14 protein-coding genes are annotated in these 19825 nt (G+C 60.7%); 2 read left to right on the forward strand and 12 right to left on the reverse strand.

Annotation, left to right across the window (positions count from 1 at the left end; translation table 11 throughout):
• Positions 1–51: 51 nt before the first annotated feature.
• Entirely contained in the window at positions 52–1341 is a 1290-nt protein-coding gene (gene urtA / locus AC1RO0_RS05675) for an urea ABC transporter substrate-binding protein (protein WP_007689929.1), read from the reverse strand.
• A 229-nt stretch (positions 1342–1570) separates the two neighbouring features.
• Here urtA and AC1RO0_RS05680 point away from each other — a divergent pair, with 229 nt between their 5' ends.
• Both AC1RO0_RS05680 and AC1RO0_RS05685 read left to right on the forward strand, forming a co-directional pair.
• A complete protein-coding gene (locus tag AC1RO0_RS05680) occupies positions 1571–4960 on the forward strand; it encodes a hybrid sensor histidine kinase/response regulator (protein WP_498591919.1) in 3390 nt (1129 codons plus the stop codon).
• Positions 4953–5876 carry a response regulator gene (locus AC1RO0_RS05685; RefSeq protein WP_498591920.1) on the forward strand — a complete coding sequence of 308 codons (924 nt, stop codon included), beginning with the start codon at positions 4953–4955 and terminating at the stop codon, positions 5874–5876. The genes AC1RO0_RS05680 and AC1RO0_RS05685 overlap by 8 nt, the downstream gene beginning before the upstream one ends.
• 140 nt (positions 5877–6016) lie before the next feature.
• On the opposite strand, the gene AC1RO0_RS05690 is transcribed toward AC1RO0_RS05685, so the two are convergent.
• The 11 genes from AC1RO0_RS05690 to AC1RO0_RS05740 form a co-directional block, all read right to left on the reverse strand.
• Positions 6017–7138, reverse strand: coding sequence for a branched-chain amino acid ABC transporter substrate-binding protein (locus AC1RO0_RS05690; RefSeq protein WP_007689933.1), 1122 nt, complete (start codon positions 7136–7138; stop codon positions 6017–6019).
• Between the two features lie 179 nt (positions 7139–7317).
• Positions 7318–7671, reverse strand: coding sequence for a DUF6867 family protein (locus AC1RO0_RS05695; RefSeq protein WP_498591921.1), 354 nt, complete (start codon positions 7669–7671; stop codon positions 7318–7320).
• A gap of 24 nt (positions 7672–7695) precedes the next feature.
• Entirely contained in the window at positions 7696–8424 is a 729-nt protein-coding gene (locus AC1RO0_RS05700) for an ABC transporter ATP-binding protein (protein ID WP_007689938.1), read from the reverse strand.
• Entirely contained in the window at positions 8424–9296 is an 873-nt protein-coding gene (locus AC1RO0_RS05705) for an ABC transporter ATP-binding protein (RefSeq protein WP_498591922.1), read from the reverse strand. The genes AC1RO0_RS05700 and AC1RO0_RS05705 overlap by 1 nt, the downstream gene beginning before the upstream one ends.
• On the reverse strand, positions 9296–10687 hold the full coding sequence (livM, locus tag AC1RO0_RS05710) for a high-affinity branched-chain amino acid ABC transporter permease LivM (RefSeq protein ID WP_498591923.1): 1392 nt from the start codon (positions 10685–10687) through the stop codon (positions 9296–9298). The genes AC1RO0_RS05705 and livM overlap by 1 nt, the downstream gene beginning before the upstream one ends.
• A 4-nt stretch (positions 10688–10691) precedes the next feature.
• Positions 10692–11594: a branched-chain amino acid ABC transporter permease gene (locus AC1RO0_RS05715; protein ID WP_007689941.1), complete on the reverse strand. Its 903-nt coding sequence runs from the start codon at positions 11592–11594 to the stop codon at positions 10692–10694.
• Positions 11595–11900: 306 nt separating this feature from the next.
• The gene (locus AC1RO0_RS05720; RefSeq protein WP_498591924.1) at positions 11901–14327 is read right to left on the reverse strand and encodes a GcvT family protein; all 2427 of its coding nucleotides are present in this window, start codon (positions 14325–14327) and stop codon (positions 11901–11903) included.
• A gap of 218 nt (positions 14328–14545) precedes the next feature.
• Positions 14546–15100, reverse strand: a complete 555-nt coding sequence (locus AC1RO0_RS05725; RefSeq protein ID WP_498591925.1) for a sarcosine oxidase subunit gamma — start codon at positions 15098–15100, stop codon at positions 14546–14548.
• Positions 15101–15107: 7 nt separating this feature from the next.
• Positions 15108–18065 (reverse strand): sarcosine oxidase subunit alpha family protein, encoded by a 2958-nt coding sequence (locus AC1RO0_RS05730; protein ID WP_498591926.1) that lies wholly within the window; start codon positions 18063–18065, stop codon positions 15108–15110.
• Positions 18062–18337, reverse strand: coding sequence for a sarcosine oxidase subunit delta (locus tag AC1RO0_RS05735; RefSeq protein WP_498591927.1), 276 nt, complete (start codon positions 18335–18337; stop codon positions 18062–18064). The genes AC1RO0_RS05730 and AC1RO0_RS05735 overlap by 4 nt, the downstream gene beginning before the upstream one ends.
• Before the next feature lie 13 nt (positions 18338–18350).
• Entirely contained in the window at positions 18351–19604 is a 1254-nt protein-coding gene (locus AC1RO0_RS05740; protein WP_012652122.1) for a sarcosine oxidase subunit beta family protein, read from the reverse strand.
• Positions 19605–19825 lie beyond the last annotated feature (221 nt).

Below are 19825 nucleotides of genomic sequence, written 5' to 3' on the forward strand. Positions count from 1 at the left end.
GTCGCGGGCAGAGAAGCCTGCCCGCGACGGTCTCACATCAGCGGGCGGAACTCAGGAACCCTTGCCGCCGCACTTGCCGGTGGCAACGTTGAAGTTGCCGCAGTTCATTGGCAGACGCCAATCCGAGATCAGATCCTTGCTGTCGGGCAGAAAGTCGGACCATTCATCGCCAACGACTTCCGGGGTCTGCGAAACGACGTCGAACTGGCCATTCTCCTGCACTTCCCCGATCAGTACCGGCTTGGTGATGTAGTGGTTCGGCATCATGGTGGCGTAGCCGCCGGTGAGGTTCGGAACCGAGACGCCGACGAGCGCGTCGATCACCTTGTCCGGATCGGTCGTGCCGGCCTTTTCGACAGCCTTCACCCACATGTTGAAGCCGATATAGGCGGCTTCCATCGGGTCGTTGGTAACGCGCTTGTCGTTCTTGGTGTAGGCGTGCCATTCCTTGATGAAGGCAGCATTGGCGGGTGTATCGACGGACTGGAAGTAGTTCCAGGCGGCGAGATGGCCGACCAGCGGCTTGGTGTCGACGCCGGCCAGCTCTTCTTCGCCGACCGAGAAGGCGACAACCGGAATGTCTTCCGCCTTGACGCCCTGGTTGCCGAGTTCCTTGTAGAAGGGAACATTGGCGTCGCCGTTGATGGTGGAGACGACCGCGGTCTTCTTGCCGGCGGCGCCGAAAGCCTTGATCTTCGAGACTTCCGTCTGCCAGTCGGAGAAACCGAACGGCGTGTAATTGGTGATGATGTCTTCGTCCTTGACGCCCTTGGACTTCAGATAGGCTTCGAGGATCTTGTTGGTCGTGCGCGGGTAGACGTAGTCGGTCCCTTCCAGAACCCAGCGCTGCACGCCTTCGTTCTTCATCAGATAATCGACGGCGGGGATAGCCTGCTGGTTCGGAGCAGCGCCCGTGTAGAAAACGTTGCGCTCGGACTCTTCACCTTCGAATTGCACAGGGTAGAACAGGATCGAGTCCAGTTCCTTGAACACCGGCAGGACCGACTTGCGCGACACCGAGGTCCAGCAACCGAACACGGCCGAAACCTTGTCCTTCTGGATCAGCTCGCGCGCCTTTTCGGCAAATAGCGGCCAATCGGATGCCGGGTCGACGACGACGGGCTCAAGCTTCTTGCCGAGAACGCCGCCCTTCTTGTTCTGCTCGTCGATGAGCATCAGCATGGCGTCTTTCAGCGTCGTTTCCGAAATTGCCATGGTGCCCGAAAGCGAGTGGAGAACGCCGACCTTGATGGTGTCGTCGGCAGCAAAGGCTCCATGGAATGCCGTTGTCGACATGATGGCGCCCAAAAGCGCGCCGGAGACGAGAGTCTTCAATTTCATGTTTAGTTCCCCTCTTTTTATCTGCCGCAACGGCTCGTAAACGAAGATTAACCGTTGCCTGCCCGGAATATCCGGCAGCACCGGGGGAAACCACATACGTAATATGACGTAGACGCCGGGGCGAAATGTGCAGTCTATGCCACTCTCATGCCCTTAAGCGCCGTATCGATCCGTGTTACGACATCTCTCTACCGCCGGAATACTGTGGCGGAACTGCTGAAGGGTTGGCATGGCAGCGCGGCAACGCATCATTCCGGTAAGACGCGAATATAATCGCTGGGTCGCGAACCAGACGCTGGAAGACTATGCCCTGCGCTTCACCGCAAAGAGCGCCCGGCAATTCTCCTCGCAGCGCATCTCGCAGACGGCAATCGGCGCTATCTCCTTCCTGGCGCTGGAGGCGATCGGCGGCGCCATCACGCTCTCCTACGGCACCACCAACGCCTTCTACGCCATCATCGTCGCCAGCATCGCCATGCTGGCAATCGGCCTGCCGATCAGCCGCTACGCCATCCGCCACGGTGTCGACATCGATTTGCTGACCCGCGGCGCAAGCTTCGGCTATATCGGCTCGACCATCACCTCGCTGATCTATGCCAGCTTCACCTTCATGCTGTTTGCGATCGAGGCATCCATCATGTCGGGAGCGCTCGAGCTGACGCTCGGCATACCCTTGTGGATTGGCTACATCATCAGCGCCGTCATGGTTATTCCGTTGGTCACGCACGGCGTTAGCCTGATCAGCCGGTTCCAGCTGCTGACGCAGCCGTTCTGGATCGTCCTCAACATCCTACCCTTCGTCTTCATCGCCTTCTCCGACTGGGGGAAATTCGACCTCTGGCGGGCTTTCGCGGGCATCCATCATACCTCGGGCGTGCCCGGAAGCGCTGCTCCCTTCAATCTCGTCGAATTCGGCGCGGCCTCCGCCGTCATCCTGGCGTTGATGTCGCAGATTGGCGAGCAGGCCGACTTCCTGCGCTTCCTGCCGCCGGAAGGCCATCGCAAGTGGCGGCACCGCCTGGTGATCTTCCTCGCCGGCCCCGGCTGGGTGATCATCGGCGCGCCGAAGCTGCTGGCCGGCTCGTTTCTTGTCGTCCTGACCTTGAGTTCGGGCGTGCCGGCCGATCGCGCCGCCGACCCGGCGCAGATGTATCTCACCGCCTTCGGCTACATGATCCCCTGGCACAATGCAGCCCTGCTGCTGATGGTCTCCTTCGTCATGGTCTCGCAGTTGAAGATCAATGTGATGAACGCCTATGCGGGATCGCTTGCCTGGTCGAATTTCTTCTCCCGGCTGACCCACAGCCATCCCGGCCGCGTCATCTGGCTGATCTTCAACGTCGCCATCGCCCTGCTATTGATGGAGCTCGGCATCTACAAGCTGCTGGAGGAGACGCTCGGCATCTTCTCGATCATCGCCATGGCCTGGCTCTGCACCATCTCCGCCGATCTCTTCATCAACAAGCCGCTGGGCCTTGCTCCGCCCGGCATCGAGTTCAAGCGCGCCCATCTCTACGATATCAATCCGGTTGGCCTCGGCGCCATGGCGCTGTCGGCAACGATCTCGCTGATCGCCCATTTCGGCGTTTTCGGCGCGGTTGCCGCCTCGCTCGCTCCCTATATCACCCTGGTCATCGCGCTGATCGCCTCGCCCACCATCGCCTGGGCGACCAAGGGTAAGTTCTATCTCGCCCGCAAGCCGCGCCAGAGCTGGAAGAACCTCAGCACCATCACCTGTTCGATCTGCGAACATCCTTTCGAGCCGGAGGACATGGCCTGGTGCCCGGCCTATGCAGCCCCTATCTGCTCGCTCTGCTGCTCGCTCGACAGTCGCTGCCACGACATGTGCAAGCCAAAGGCGCGGCTCAACACGCAGATCGGCACCGTCGCCAAGACGCTGCTGCCGGCAACCATCGTCGCCAAGCTTGCTACCCGCCTCGGCCGCTACGGCATTGCCGTTGCCGTGGCACTGACGGCCGTCGGCGCCATCCTCGCAATGATCGCCCATCAGGTCGGCTCCGCCTCGCCCGAGACGGCGCAGGTGGTCGACCGTACCATCCTGATCGTCTTCTTCGTCTTCGCCGTCATCGCTGGCGTCGTCTGCTGGTTCTACGTGCTGGCCCACGACAGCCGCGTCGTTGCCGAGGAAGAATCCTCGCGCCAGAACACGCTGCTGCTGAAAGAAATCGCCGCACACAAGAAGACGGACGCCGCCTTGCAGAGCGCCAAGGAGACGGCGGAGGCCGCGAACCGCGCCAAGAGCCGCTACGTCGTGGGCTTGAGCCACGAATTGCGCACGCCGCTCAACGCCGTGCTCGGTTATGCCCAGATCCTCGAGCGCGACGAGACCATTCCGGCGCCGCGACAATCCTCACTGAAAGTCATCCGCCGCAGCGCCGAGCACCTGTCGGGCCTGATCGACGGGTTGCTGGATATTTCCAAGATCGAAGCCGGTCGCCTGCAGGTCTATTCCAACGAGATCAACATCAAGGATTTTCTCGACCAGATCGTCGACATGTTCCGCCCGCAGGCACAGGCCAAGGGTCTTGTCTTCGTTTACGAACCCACCGCCGCCCTGCCCGACTATGTCCGCACTGACGAGAAGCGGTTGCGGCAGATCCTCGTCAACCTGCTCTCCAATGCCATCAAGTTCACCGATACCGGTAGCGTTCGCTTCGAGGTCGGCTATCGCAGCCAGGTCGCGACCTTCACGATTGCCGATACCGGCCGCGGCATCGCCGAAAAGGACCTCACCCGCATCTACGAACCCTTCCAGCGCGGCGAGGCCGAGAGCATCCGCCCGATGCCGGGCCTCGGCCTTGGTCTCACCATCACGCAACTGCTCACCAACACGCTCGGCGGCGAGATCGCCGTCGTTAGCGAGAAAGACAAGGGCTCGACCTTCAAGGTGCGCCTGATGCTGTCGGCGGTGCTCCGGCCGATGAAGCCGCCGGCACAGGAACAGCGGATTATCGGCTATGAAGGCCCGCGCCGCACCATCGTCGTCGTCGACGACAATGAGGACCATCGCGAGCTGATGCGCGAGGTGCTATCGCCGCTCGATTTCATCGTGCTGACGGCGACTGGCGGCCCGGACTGTCTGACGCTGATCGAGGGCATCAAGCCCGATCTCTTCCTCGTCGATATCTCCATGCCGGGCATGAACGGCTGGCAGCTGGTCTCGCGGCTGAGAGAGAGCGGCCAGATGGCGCCGATCCTGATGCTATCGGCCAATATCGGCGACAGCGCCGCCGCCAAGGGCAGCGACGACAGCCATAATGACGCAATCGCCAAGCCGATCGATATCCGCCAGTTGCGCGACAAGCTTGCGCTGCATCTCGGCCTGAAATGGGTCTATGCCGATGCTTCCGCGCCGGTCCTGCCGAAGCCGCCGCTGCCGATGAAGAGCCCTGGGATAGAGCATGTGCGCGAGTTGATACGGCTCGGCGAAATCGGCTATGTCAGGGGTATCGAGGCGAAGCTCGCGGACCTTGCCAAGCTGGATGAAAACCAACCCTTCACCGATGCTCTACGCACCTATGTCCAGGCCTTCAACCTTGACGGATTCCTGGATTTCCTGAGCAAATTCGACAACGAAAAGGTAGAACCGATTGGCTGAGCCCGCCCTTCCCCGCGATATAGTCTTGCTCGTGGACGATTCGCCGGAGGCACTCGGATTCCTGACCGATGCCCTGGAACAGTCAGGCTTCTCGGTGCTGATCGCCACCTCGGGATCGGCGGCGTTGAACATCGTCGAGCGCATCACGCCGGACCTGATCCTGCTGGACGCCGTCATGCCTTCGATGGATGGCTTCGAGACCTGCCGGCGGCTGAAGGCCAATGTCGGCGTCGCTCAAATCCCGGTCATCTTCATGACCGGGCTGACCGAGACCGAACATGTGGTGCACGCGCTGGAATCCGGCGGGGTCGACTATCTCTCCAAGCCGATCAACGTCGACGAGCTGCGCGCCCGCATCCGTGTCCACCTGCGCAATGCCCGCTCCGCCCAGAGTGCCCGGGTGGCGCTCGATGCTGCCGGACGGCACCTGCTGGCGGTCAAGGGCGATGGCGCGATCCATTGGTCGACGCCGCAGGCAACCCGCCTGATCAACGCCGCCACCGGCAGTGACGACGGGCTGGAGCTTGTCGTGAAGCACATCGCCGCCTTTATGAGCGAACGCGCCCGGCTCGGCTCGGCGCGCGACAACCTGGTCTCGATCAGCAATGGCGGCCAAGCCGCCCTGCAATTCGCCTTTCTCGGTGCCATCGGCCCGGACGAATATCTCTTCCGCCTCACCGCCACCAACCAGCGCGCCGATGACGGCGTATTGCGCCAGCATTTCTCGCTTACCCAGCGCGAATCCGAAGTGCTTCTCTGGATCGCCAAGGGTAAGTCCAATCGCGATATCGGCGAAATTCTCGGTCTCTCCGCTCGGACGGTGAACAAGCATCTGGAGCAGATCTATGTGAAGCTCGGCGTCGAAAACCGGGCCTCCGCCGCCGTCAAGGCAGCGCATGTGCTGCATGAGATGTAGATAAGACTGCTCCCTCCTCCCGCTTGCGGTGTGAAGAGACTTCCCCCGATCCAGCGGTTCGCAGCCCCGAACGAAAGAAGCCCGGCCAATGGCCGGGCTCCCCAGATCGAACGCATCGCCGAAAACCGGCGTCTCAAAGATTACTTCGAGATTTCGTCGTAGGTGTACTTGCCGTCGGCACCCTTGGACCACTTGTACATGACGTAGTCCGGACGGGTGATGTCGCCCTTCGCGTTGAAGCCGAGTTCGCCGATGGCGGTCTTGAACGGACCCTTTGCCTTCAGCGCGTCAGCAACAGCCATCGGGTCGTTGGAGCCGGCAGCCTTGGCGGCGTCGGCAATGACCTGTACGGCAGAGTAGGCGTAGAGCGTGTAGCCTTCCGGCTCGTAGCCCGCAGCGCGGAACTTGGCGACGAGGTCGGTGGAAGCCGGGTTCTTGCGCGGATCGGGAGCGAAGGTCATCAGCGTGCCGTCAACAGCGTCGCCAGCGATCGAAGCCAGTTCGTTCGAGACGATACCATCACCGGACATGAAGTGTGCCTTGACACCCTGGTCAGCCAGCTGACGCAGGATCAGGCCGGCTTCGGTGTGCAGACCGCCGTAGTAGACGAAATCGACGCCGGCATCCTTCATCTTGGCGATGAGGGCCGAGTAGTCCTTGTCACCAGGGGTGATGCCTTCATAGAGAACTTCCTTCACGCCAGCGGCGTTGAGGTTCTTCTTGGTTTCGTCGGCAAGGCCCTGGCCATAGGGGGTCTTGTCGTGAACGACAGCAACCTTGGCGCCCTTGAAGTTGTCGGCGATGTACTTGCCGGCGACTGCACCCTGCTGGTCGTCGCGACCGCAAGTACGGAAGGTGTTCCACAGGCCGCGCTCAGTAAAGGTCGGATTGGTCGAAGCGGGAGTGATCTGCAGAATGCCGTTTTCGGCGTAGACTTCCGAAGCCGGGATGGAAACGCCCGAGTTGAAGTGACCGACCACGAACTTCACACCGTCAGCGACGAACTTGTTGGCAACCGAAACGCCCTGCTTGGCGTCGGAAACGTCGTCGCCGAGTTCGAGCTTGAGCTTTTCGCCATTGATGCCGCCGGCTGCATTGATGTCGGCAACAGCCTGTTCGGCACCCTTCTGGAGCTGAGCACCGAAGGCAGCATTCGGGCCTGTCAACGGACCGCCGACGCCAAGGAGGATGTCAGCCTTCGCAACGCCGCTGAAAGCGATCATCGCCGACAGAGCCACGGCCGACATGAGATACTTCTTCATATTGTTACTCCCAATTTTTTAAGCGGGTTCCGTTTGCTTTGCCCTGCGCAATACCCACCAACCATCGCGCCGGTATATTTGCCTCTTAACGCCTGGAAAGTATGTTCTCGAAATATGTTAAGCGATTTCGCGAGCATTTCCAGCTTGGTATTCAGACTGTGCCCAGTTTCAGCGCGGTGTCAATTCTTCTTCTTCCATGAAAAGGCCGAGGTCTTTTCATAGAGCCAATAATAATTATTCACCATCTGATCCGTGCGCCGGTAACGATATCCGGCGGTGGCGAAGACGAGCAGAAGAGCCACGTCGACGATATAGTTGAGAAGGTCGAACACCGGCCCATTGAACAGCGCGTGATGCAGGAATTGCAGCGCAAGCCCGATCATGAACGTATAGATGACCGCGAGCGGATAAGAGTTCCAGTTGGACGCCACGGCGCGGCCGGCACGCCATGCAGTCCAGAAACCCAGGAGCACGATGACCGTGCGGATGATCATGCGGCCGCCGGTATCGCTATCGATGAAAAGTCCCTGCATATCAAATTCTCCGCGAAACGGGGCTCAATGGTGGCCACCTTCGAGATAGGCCGCGCGCACTTCGGGATTGGCGAGCAACTCCCTGCCCGAGCCGCTCATTGTCACCCGGCCATTGACCATGACATAGCCGCGGTCGGAGAGTTTCAGCGCCGCAAAGGCGTTCTGCTCGACGAGGAAGACGGTCAGTCCCTGGGTCTTGTTCAAAACCTTGATGGCCTCGAAGATACCCTTGACGATCAACGGTGCAAGGCCCAGCGAGGGCTCATCGAGCAAAAGCAGCTTCGGACGCGCCATCAGCGCGCGACCGATCGACAGCATCTGCTGCTCGCCACCCGACAGCGTGCCGCCGCGCTGCGACTGGCGCTCCTTCAGGCGCGGGAACAGGGTAAAGATCTTCTCGACGTCCTCATTGAAATATTTGAGCTTGTCGAGGCTCGCGCCCATCTGCAGGTTTTCATAGACCGTCATGCGCGGGAAGATGCGTCGTCCTTCCGGTGACTGCGCAATGCGCAGCCGGGCGATCTCATGCGTCGGCATGCGGGTGATGTCCTGGCCGTCGAAGGTCACCGAACCAGCGCGGGCCTGCGGACTGCCGCAGATCGTCATCATCAGCGTCGACTTGCCGGCGCCATTGGCGCCGATCAGGCTGACGATCTCGCCGCTGTTGACTTCGACATTGACGCCGGCAAGGGCGCGGATATTGCCATAATAGGTTTCGACGCCGTCAACTTTCAGAAGCGGTTGGCCCGTCATCAGTGTTCACCCTCCTGGAGGTGCTCGACTTCGGCGATAACCTCTTCCACTTCTTCATCCTCGACGCCGAGATAGGCCGCGATCACTCTCGGATCGTTCTTGACCTGGTCCGGCGTGCCGTCGGCAATCTTTTGTCCGTATTCGAGCACGACCACATGATCGGAGATTTCCATTACCACCGACATGTCATGCTCGATCAACAGGATCGACGTGCCGGCATCCTTGCGGATGTTGCGCAGGAACTCGTTGAGAACAAGTGATTCGCGCGGGTTGAGACCGGCGGCCGGCTCGTCCAGGCACAAAAGTTCCGGACCGGTGCACATGGCGCGGGCGATTTCCAGGCGGCGCTGCGCGCCATAGGGAAGATCGCCAGCAGGATCGTCGGCGCGATCGATGAGATCGGCCTTCTCCAGCCAGAAGCGCGCCAGTTCGATGGCATTCTTGGCCTCAGCGCGATACTTGCCGATGCCGAGCAGGCCGAGCACCGTATAGCCGGATGCCTTCATCAACTTGTTGTGCTGCGCCACCAGAAGGTTTTCGAGCACGGTCAGGCCGGAGAACAAACGGATGTTCTGGAACGTACGCGCCACCTTGGCTTCGCGGGTGATCCGGAAATCCGGCAGCCGCTCAAGGAGATACTCCTTGCCGCTCTTCTGGTGGAGCGTGATCATCCCCATCGTCGGCTTGTAGAAGCCGGTGATGCAGTTGAACACGGTGGTCTTGCCTGCCCCGTTCGGTCCGATCAGCGCGGTGATGTCGCCGCGCTTGGCCTCGAAGGAGAAGTCGTTGATGGCCATCAGGCCGCCGAAGCGCATCGAGAGATGATCGACCTTCAGCAGGACGTCGTCGGGGGTTGTGGTCACAGCGTTCATCAGCCGTGGCCCTCCTTGGTAAAGCTGCCGGACACTGCTCTTCGCTCCTTGAGGAAGGCGGTCGGCTCACGGGTTCCGACAAAGCCGCGCGGTTTCACCAGCATGACGACCACCATGGCGAGGCCGAAGATCAGCATGCGGTAAAGCTCCGGCGTAAAGTCGGCACCGAAGATAATCTTGAGGAAGCCCATGCTGCGCAACAGTTCGGTGCCGCCAATCATGGCGATCGCGGCAATGGCGATGCCCTTCAGCGAACCCATGCCACCGAGAACGACGATGGCAAGAATGACCGCCGATTCAAGGAACACGAAGGATTCCGGCGAGACAAAGCCTTGGCGGGCAGCGAAGAAGGAGCCGGCAAAGCCGCCGAACATCGCGCCGGTGGAAAAGGCCGTAAGCTTGGTCGTCACGGTATTGATGCCGAGCGAGCGGCAGGCGATCTCGTCTTCACGCAACGCTTCCCAGGCACGACCGATCGGCATACGACGCAGCCGGATCGTCACATAGGCGGTCAACGCGCAGAGCGCCAGGATGACGTAAAACAGGAAGATCTTGTACCAGGCCGACGAGGTCGACAGGCCAAAGGTCCTGATGACGTTGTGCGGATCCTTCATATCGAAGGTGTAGAGGCCGAACAGCGATGCCTTGGTGATGTTGGAAATACCGAAGCTGCCCTTGGTGACATCGGTCCAGTTGGTGAGCACGATGCGGATGATTTCACCGAAGGCCAGCGTCACGATCGCCAGATAGTCACCGCGCAGGCGCAGCACCGGAAAGCCGAGGACCATACCCCAAAGGGCGGCGAAGATGCCGGACAGCGGTAGCAGGATCCAGAAGGACAGGCCGAAATGCGTCGACAGCAACGCGTAGGAATAGGCGCCGACCGCATAGAACGCCACGTAGCCGAGGTCGAGCAGACCGGCGAGACCGACGACGATGTTCAGGCCCCAGGCAAGCATCACGTAGATCAGGATCTGGATGCCGAAATTGTCGACATAGGTCAGCGATCCCTGTGGGCCGAAAAGCGCCAGCGCCAGCATCGGATAGACGAGCAAGAAGGCCAGCGCCATCTTGTTGAAGTTCTTCGAGACAAAGCCCGGCTCGGCAATGACCGGCGGCGCCTTTGCCTTGGTTGCCTTCCGTGCTGCCAGTTGAGGCTGGATGAAGACCGTAACCAAGAAACGACCGACCGTCGCAATGGCAACGATGGATGCCAGAAGACCCCAGCGCTGAACGATAACCAACTGGTTGTCGATGTTCTGATCAGTCTTCAGACCGATATAGAGCACGAACATTCCGAAGGTGATGAGCGCCGTCCAGAGAGCGTCGGTAAGCCCTTTCCGGACAAGGCCGGGCGCGGTCTTGCCTACAACGAAATTTGAATTTGCCATGGCGTTATACCTTCTCGACTTCCGGCCGTCCGAGGATACCCGTCGGCTTGAAGATCAGTACGTAGGCGAGGATGGCATAGGTCGCGACATCCTTATACGCGATGGCGAAATTGCCCGACCAGAACGATTCGATGAAGCCGATCATCAGGCCGCCAAGAACCGCGCCCGGCAGCGAGCCGATGCCGCCGAGAACGGCCGCTGTGAACGCCTTGACACCGGGGGTGAACCCGTCGGTGAAATTGGCGACGCCATAATACATCAGGTACATCGTGCCGGCGACGGCGGCGAGTGCCGCGCCCATGATAAAGGTGACGGAAATGGTCCGGTCGACATTGATGCCGAGCAAAGCCGCCATCTTGCGGTCCTGCTCCGTGGCGCGCTGGGCGCGGCCAAGTGCTGTCTTGTTGACCAGGTACCAGAAGGCCGCGAGCAGGACGACGGTGATGACGAAGATGATGATCTGCTTCAGCGACAGCGATACACCGTCGAAGTTGTAGACATCGCCCACCAGCGTCGGGATCGGCTTGTTACGCGGACCCTGAGCCACCTGGATGAAGTTCGACAGCACGATCGACATGCCGATTGCGGTGATCAGCGGCGCCAGGCGGAACGAACCGCGCAATGGCCTGTAAGCGATGCGCTCGATCACCCAGTTCCACAGGCTCGTCATCAACATGGCAACGATGAGCATGACCAGAAGCAAGACCGCCACCGGCAGGCCGGCGAAGAACGATACAAGAACCAGATAAGTGATGAGAGCGGCGAAGCCACCGAGCATGAAAACATCGCCATGGGCAAAGTTGATCATGCCGACGATGCCGTAAACCATGGTATAGCCAATGGCGATCAGGCCATAAATAGACCCGAGAGTCAGCCCGTTTAGGAGCTGCTGGATAAAATAATCCATATGTCATTTCCCCTGGATGCGGAGTCTATGGACCGCATCTCTTATTGATTGAGGTTCCTTTCGAGAGGGCCCTTGGGCGCGATTCCATACTGCTTTCGAAGGAAATGTGAAGCCAAAAAGGCAGGAAATTGACAAATTCTTTTCAAATGACCGTGCAATGGCGCAAATCGAACCAGAAATGGTAGAAAAACGGCATGTTCCAGCTCAAAAAACAGTCAGGACAGCATAATAGATGGTTTAGGCCGAAAATATCTCTTCGGGAACAGGCTCTCCAGCGAGCCCGTTCCATTCGCTCGAGGCTGACGTTCAGGAGCGCATGCGCGCACCATCGGGATCAAACAACGGCAGTGGTTGCAGCCTCGCCGGCACCATGTCGCCGAGCAGCTCGATCGACCACCCCCACGCCTCGTCGGCAATCTCCTTAGGCACATAGCCAATGGCGACCGAAACGCCCGAGGCATGGGCATAGCCGCCCGAGGTCACCCAGCCGCAGACCGCCCCTTCGTGATAAATCGGCTCGTCGCCGATGACGTCGGCATCCTTCGCGGCCAGAATGAAAGTGCGCAGCCTCATCGCTCCACCCTCGGCCTTCTCCCTGGCGGCCGCTGCCTTACCGATGAAGTCCGCCTCCTTGGAAAGCGCCACGAATCGGCCGAGCTCTGCCTCAAACGGCCCGTAGAGCGGGCGATATTCGCGCGCCCAGCTGCCATAGGATTTGTCGAGACGCAGCGCGTTCAGCGCCCTCAGGCCAAAAAGCCGGATGCCGAATTCGGCGCCTGCCTCCATCAGCAGATCGAAGAGATAGCGCTGATGCTCCGGCTTCATCCAGATCTCATAGCCGAGATCACCGGTATAGGAGACGCGACCGACAATGGCCGGCGCCATGCCGATATCCATGGGACGAATGGACATGAAGGGGAAAGCGGCGGCTGACACATCCTGATGCGTCAGCTTTTCCAAGAGCTTGCGCGCATTCGGTCCGGCGAAGGAGAGGCCGAGCAACGACAGGCCGAGCGCCTTCAGCTCCACCGAGCCGTCCTTCGGCAGCAAGTCTTCGAACCAGCGCATATGATAGGCTTCGGCAATGCCCGAGCCGATGAGGAGGAAATCCCCCTCGCCCAGCTTGGCGAGCGTGAAGTCGCCGATCAGCTTGCCATCATGCTTCAGCATCGGCGCCAGCGTCATCCGACCGATGGTCGGAATACGGCAGGCAAGCAATTGGTCGAGAAAGGCTTCCGCGCCCGGTCCCTTGACCGAATATTTGGCGAAACCGGAGGTCTCCATTAGCCCGACGCTGTCGCGGACTGTCTTGGCCTCGACGCCAACCACGTCGAAATCGTTGGAACGCCGCCAGGAGAACTGGTCCACCTCGCCCTCGGGCGCAAACCACAAGGCTTGCTCCAGCCCATAATATGCCCCGAAGACACCGCCCGCCGCCTTGAGCTTGTCGTAGATCGGCGTCGTCAGCAGCGGCCGCGCCGCCGGCAGCTCCTCATTGGGATAGCGGATGGAGAAGCGGCGCGTGTAGTTCTCGCGCACCTTGGCATTGGTGTAGGCAAGTGTCGCATAGTCGCCATAGCGCGAGACATCCATGGCAAAGACGTCAAAGCCCGGATCGCCGTGGATCATCCAGTTGGCGAGCGCCAGCCCGACGCCGCCGCCCTGGCTGAAGCCAGCCATGACGGCGCAGGCCGACCAATAGTTCGTCAGTCCGCGCACTGGCCCAACCAGCGGATTGCCATCCGGCGAGAAGGTGAAAGGCCCGTTGATGATCTTCTTGATGCCGGCATTGTTGAAAGCGGGGAAATGGCGGAAGCCGACTTCGAGCTCCGGCGTGATACGCTCGATATCTTCGGCCAGCAGCTCGTGACCGAAATCCCAGGGCGTGGTCACCGGTGACCACGGACGACAGGCCTTTTCATAGGTGCCCATCAGCATGCCCTGCCGCTCCTGGCGCAGATAGATTTCGCCGTCGAAATCGACGCAGTGCATCAGCTCCTTGCCGGTGGATTTGTTGAAGTCCATCACCTCGGGCATGTCCTCGGTGATCAGATACATATGCTCCATGGCAAGCACAGGCAGCTCCAGCCCGACCATGCGCCCGACTTCGCGCGCCCAGAGACCGCCGGCGTTGACGACATGCTCGGCGATGATCTCGCCCTGATTGGTGATCACTCGCCAGGAGCCGTCCTCGCGCTGCACCAGCTCTTCCACCTTGGTATGCAGATAGATATCGGCGCCGTTCTTCTTCGCCGAGCGGGCATAGGCATGCGTCGTGCCATAGGGGTCGAGATGGCCCTCGACGGGGTCGTAGAGAGCGCCGACGAACTGATCTGGATCCAGAAGCGGCATCATCTCATGCGCTTCCTTCGGCGTCAGCAATGTCGCCTCCAGGCCGTTGTAACGGCCCTTGGCGAGGATCGACTTCAGCCAGTCGAAACGCTGCGGCGTCGCCGCCAGCATGAGGCCGGAGGTCATGTGCAGACCGATATCCTGGCCAGAATATTCCTGAATTTCCTTGTAAAGCTCGACCGTGTATTTCTGCAGCTTGGCGACATTCGGGTCACCATTGATCGTGTGCATGCCGCCGGCCGCATGCCAGGTCGAACCCGACGTCAGTTCGGAGCGCTCCAACAGGACGACATCAGTCCAGCCGAATTTCGTCAGGTGATAGAGCACCGAACATCCGACGACCCCACCGCCGATGACGACGACCCTGGCATGGCTTTTCATCTGGAAATCCCCTGTTTTCGGCTCGAAGCCGCAGGGAGTTTTCCGCTGTGACCGGCCGTATTTGCAGGGCAGCCTAGAGACTATCCGGAGGGCCAAATAGCCCGAACTGCGAAACCGATATGTCTGTTTGCGCCATCGCGATTGTTCGGATCGCGCCATTCGCTTTCGGACGCATGGCCCCGTTGGAAAACCGCACTACACCGTTCCGGATTGCAGTCTCAATCGGCGAAGCCGGCCGTCAACGCGAACTCGCGTCCCATCTCCATCACTTCCTCAAAAACACTGCCGGCATAGGAGCGCGGAACGATGATTTCGAAACGGTCGGGGCCGGTGCGGGCGAGATTGGCGCTGACATGGCAGCACAACATGCTGGCCGACTGTCCCTCGGCAAAGACCTGCGGATGCAGGTCAACCGCCACGCATTTCGCCAGGATGCGGCGAACGCTTGGGCCGGAGAGGCGCAGCACCACGCGACCGTCGCTCTGCTCGAAGAAGGAAGCGCGGGCCGCATCCAGCATGGCGAGATCGCGCGCCAGGCTCTCCGCGCCGAGCGTCTCGGACACCGCCAGCCATTCGCCAGGCCCGACATGGCGAACGGAAATATCCGGCATCGCCTTCAGCGCCACCAGCGCCCAGTCCTCTTGCCCAGCATGACCAAGCACGGAGAAGATGACAGGGTGACGGACGACGGCGAGATGGTTCGGATTGGGCTCAGCCTCGAAGCCGGAGATATGATCTTCCAGAACGTGCCTGTTTTGATATGCGGCGCTCATCGGACCCTCACCCTAAAAGCTTCTTGTTATCGGGATCGACGAAGACCGGATTGCAGACCTCGGCAACCACTTCCTCACCACGCAATCCGTCCCAGACGATCACATGTTCTCCGATCCTCTCGCGGCCTGATTTCAGAAAGGCAAGCGCGATGAAATGATCGAGAACCGGCGAGAAGCAGGCCGAGGAGACATGACCCTGATCATTCGCGGTCGACGGCTTGGCGCCCTCCCTCAGAAGGTGCGCGCCGGCCCGGATTTCCTTGCCAGCCTCAAGCGGCTTCAGCCCGACAAGCTGGCCACGGTCGGCCGCGGTCAGGCCGAAGCGGGTCGAAAGACGCTTGCCGATGAAATCCGGCTTCTGCGTCGACATCATCCGGCCAAGACCGACATCGTCGGGCGTGGTGCGGCCATCCAGTTCGTTGTGAGTGACATGACCCTTTTCGATGCGCAGCACATTCAGCGCCTCGACACCATAGGCACAGATACCATGCGCCTTGCCCGCCTCCATGACCGCATCCGCCACCGCCTCGCCATATCCGGCTGGAACGGCGAGCTCGTAGGCCAGTTCACCGGAGAAGGAGATGCGAAACAGCCGCGCCTTCAATCCGCCCTTCAGCATCACCTCCGAGGCGGCGAGGAACGGGAAGAACGCATCGGAAATATCGTCCTCGACGATCTGTTCCAGAACCAGCCGCGCCTTCGGTCCGGCGATCGCCATCTGCGCCCATTGATCCGACGAGGAGACGAAACGTACATCGAGTTGCGGCCAGAGGTTCTGGGAGCAGAACTCCATATGCGTCATCACCTCGCCGGCCATTGCCGTCGTGGTGGTGAGGAAGAAGTGATTCGGCGATAGATGGCTCGCCGTGCCGTCGTCGAACACGATGCCGTCTTCGCGCAGCATCAGCCCGTAGCGCGCCTTGCCGATCGGCAGCTTCAGGAAAGCGTTGGAATAGAGCCGATTGAGAAACTCGGCGGCATCCTTGCCGAAGATTTCGATCTTTCCGAGTGTTGAGACATCGCAAAGACCGACATTGCTGCGGACATTCAGCACTTCGCGGTCGACGCTGTCACGCCAGGTCTTTTCGCCCGCGCGCGCAAACCACGAGGAGCGATACCAAAGGCCGGATTCGACGAAAACAGCGCCATTCTTCTTGGCCCAGCCATGCAACGGCGATTCCCGCACCGGATGCGCGTGCTTGCCGCGCGACGTGCCCGCCAGGGCACCGAAGGAGACAGGCGTATAGAAAGGCCTGAATGTCGTCGTTCCCACAGCGGCCGGGCTGACGCCACGCATGCCCGCGATGATCCCCGCAGCGTTGACATTGCCGAGCTTGCCCTGATCCGTCGCCATGCCGCTGGTCGTATAGCGCTTGGCATGCTCGGCATGGCCGAAACCTTCGCGCAGTGCCAGGCCCAGATCCTTGGTGTGCACGTCGTTCTGGAAGTCGACGAAGGCCTTGTCCTTGGCGCCCGGCAAATGCCAGGTCGCCGCGAAGGACGGATCGTAATCGCCTTCCACTTCCGGCATCTCGGCCGCCTGCGCCTTACGACCAAGGCTTGCGATCACCAGCCGCGCCTTGGCGGCACCATCGGCAAGACAGCCCGAAACGCCATCGATGCCGGCCGCCGAACCGGCAATCTCCAGCTCGCCGCCGACCGTCGGCGCCATGAAGGCCTGCTTCTCCTCCGACCAGACCGGCTTTGCCCCGCGCTGGCAGGCAAGATGGATGATCGGCGACCAGCCGCCGGAGATGGCCAGCGCATCGCAGGCGATCAGCTCGTCCAGGCCGCCACGATCGGCGATGACGCCGCTGATGCGATATTTGCCCTTCGTCGCTTGCACGGTGCCACCGTGAATGATGCGAACGCCCTGCGGCGCGACGTCGGATGCGCTGCTGCGCGTATCGATGATCGCCGATATCTCGACACCTTCGGCGGCCAGATCCTGCGCCGTGCGATAACCGGAGCCGCCATTGGTGAACACCGCCACCTTCTGGCCGACAACGACGCCATAGCGATTGAGATAGCTGCGCATCGCGCCGGCCATCATCACCCCAGGCTTGTCATTGCCGCCGAACACCAAAGGTCGCTCTTCAGCACCGGTCGCAAGGATGGCGCGCTTGGCGGCGATACGCCACAGGCGCTCCACCGGCAGATCTGGCGACGGCATCGCCACATGCTTCTGCACTTTTTCGACCGCGCCGAAGACATTGTCATCGTACCAGCCGACCACCGTTGTGCGCGGCATCAAGGTGACATTCTCGAAGCTCTGAAGTTCCTCGAGCGCTGCATGCAAGAAGGCATCGGCGGAAACGCCGCCGATCGACAGCCGTTCGGACAAAAGCGATCCGCCTAGACGAAATCCTTCGTCAGCAAGAATAATGCGCAGACCGGCACGCGCCGCCGTCAGCGCCGCCATCAGCCCGGCGGGGCCGGAGCCGATCACCAACAGGTCGCAATGCGCCCAGGCCTTCTCATAACGATCTGGATCCGGCTCCATTACCGCCTTGCCGAGACCGGCGGCGCGGCGGATCAGCGGCTCGTAGACCTTTTCCCAGAAGGCTGCTGGCCACATGAAAGTCTTGTAGTAGAAGCCGGCGCCAAGGAAGGGCGACAGCAGTCCGTTGATCGAGGCAACATCATATTTCAGCGACGGCCAGCGATTCTGGCTGACGGCGGTCAGGCCTTGATAGAGTTCGGCAACGGTCGCCCGCGTGTTCGGCTCGGTGCGGCCGTCCTTGCCGATCGTCACCAGCGCGTTCGGTTCGGCCGAACCCGCCGTCAAAATACCGCGCGGCCGGTGATATTTGAAGCTGCGGCCGACGAGCAGCTGGTCGTTGGCAAGAAGGGCGGCGGCAAGCGTATCGCCCTCCAATCCCTTCATATCCTTGCCATCGAACTTGAACGAAAGCGGCCGGCTGCGATTGACGAGGCCGCCGGAGGAGAGACGATAGGCGGTCATTGCGCCGCCTCCCGCGCCTTGTCGGCCGCATCGGTGACGGAAAAAACCTCGTGAGTGACATTGCTGCGCTCGACGATCAGCCAGCGGCGGCAACCGGCCGCATGATGCCAATCTTCGAAAATGCGCCCGCGCTCGTTGTCGCGAATATAGACATAACGATTCCAGTCCTCATCCGGCGCGGACAATGCCGGACGGACGACCGAGGTGCCACGAATGGTGAACTCTTCCTTCGGGCGCGTGCCGCAATGCGGGCAGTTGATCAAGCTTGCCATTGGTTTCGTGCCCTCAATGCAGATTCGGCTGCGGACCCTTGCCGCTTTCGTCGATCACAAAACCGCGCTCGAAGCGATCGAGGCGCATGAAGCGGCTGACCTCATGGCTCTCGCCCTTGGCGATCAGATGCGCGAAGCAGAAACCGGAGGCCGGCGTCGCCTTGAAGCCCCCATAGTTCCAGCCGCAGTTCAGATAAAGATTGTCGATATGCGTGCGGTCGATGATCGGCGAGCCGTCCATGCTCATATCCATCACCCCGCCCCATGTCCGCAGCACGCGGACGCGCGACAGGCCGGGGATCAGCGACACCCCTTCCTCCATCGTGTGCTCAACGGTGGCCAGATTGCCGCGCTGGGCATAGGAGCTGTAGTAGTCGATATCGGCGCCGAAGACCAAACCGCCCTTGTCCGACTGCGATATATAGAAATGTCCGGCGCCATAGGTGATGACGTGGTCGATCACCGGCTTCAGCCCCTCCGAGACGAAAGCCTGCAGCACATGGGTTTCGATCGGCAGCTCCAGATCCGCCATCTGGCCGAGGATCGAGGTGTGGCCGGCCGCCGCCAACGCCAGCTTGCCGCAGCCGATGAAGCCGCGCGTCGTCTCGACGCCGGTCACCGCCCCGCTTTCGTCCCGACGAATGCCGATCACCTCGCATTGCTGGATGAGATCGACGCCCCGGCTGTCGGCGCCACGCGCATAGCCCCATGCGACGGCATCGTGCCGCGCCGTGCCGCCACGCTCTTGCAGCAGGCCGCCGAGGATCGGAAAGCGCGCGTGGTCGAAATTGAGATAGGGCATCATCTTGCGGACCTGATCCCGGTTCAGCAGCTCGGCATCGACCCCATGCATACGCATCGCATTGCCGCGCCGGGCATAGGCATCGCGCTGGCCATCGGAATGGAAGAGATTCAGGACGCCGCGTTGGGAGACCATGGCGTTGTAATTGAAGTCCTGCTCCAGCCCTTCCCAAAGCTGCATTGAGAATTCGTAGAAGGGCTCGTTGCCCGGCAGCAGATAGTTGGAGCGGATGATCGTGGTGTTACGGCCGGCATTGCCGGAGCCAAGATAGCTCTTTTCGAGCACGGCGACATTGGTGATGCCGAACTCCTTGGCGAGATAATAGGCCGTCGCCAGCCCATGGCCACCGCCGCCGACGATGATCACATCATAATGCGGCTTCGGCTCCGGGGTTCGCCACACAGGTTGCCAATGCCGGTTTCCCGAAAGCGCCTGTTTTAGAAGCTGATATGCCGAATAACGCATGAATTCATCCCGATCTCTACCCGGCCGCACATTCGCATATGCAATAAAAACGACAAGTCCCGAAAGGACGGAAAATCTTCGCAAACAGGACATCTTCTTTCCCGAATGCGCTACGGCGGCCAACCGCTATATCCCAAAAAGCACGCGGTTGCGTGGATGCCACCGGGATCGGCGCAGGGCTGCAAAGTCCTCTTGTCGAGTCACGATCCGATAGCTAAGCG

The organism is Rhizobium sp. GW821-FHT14E12, assembly GCF_058803745.1.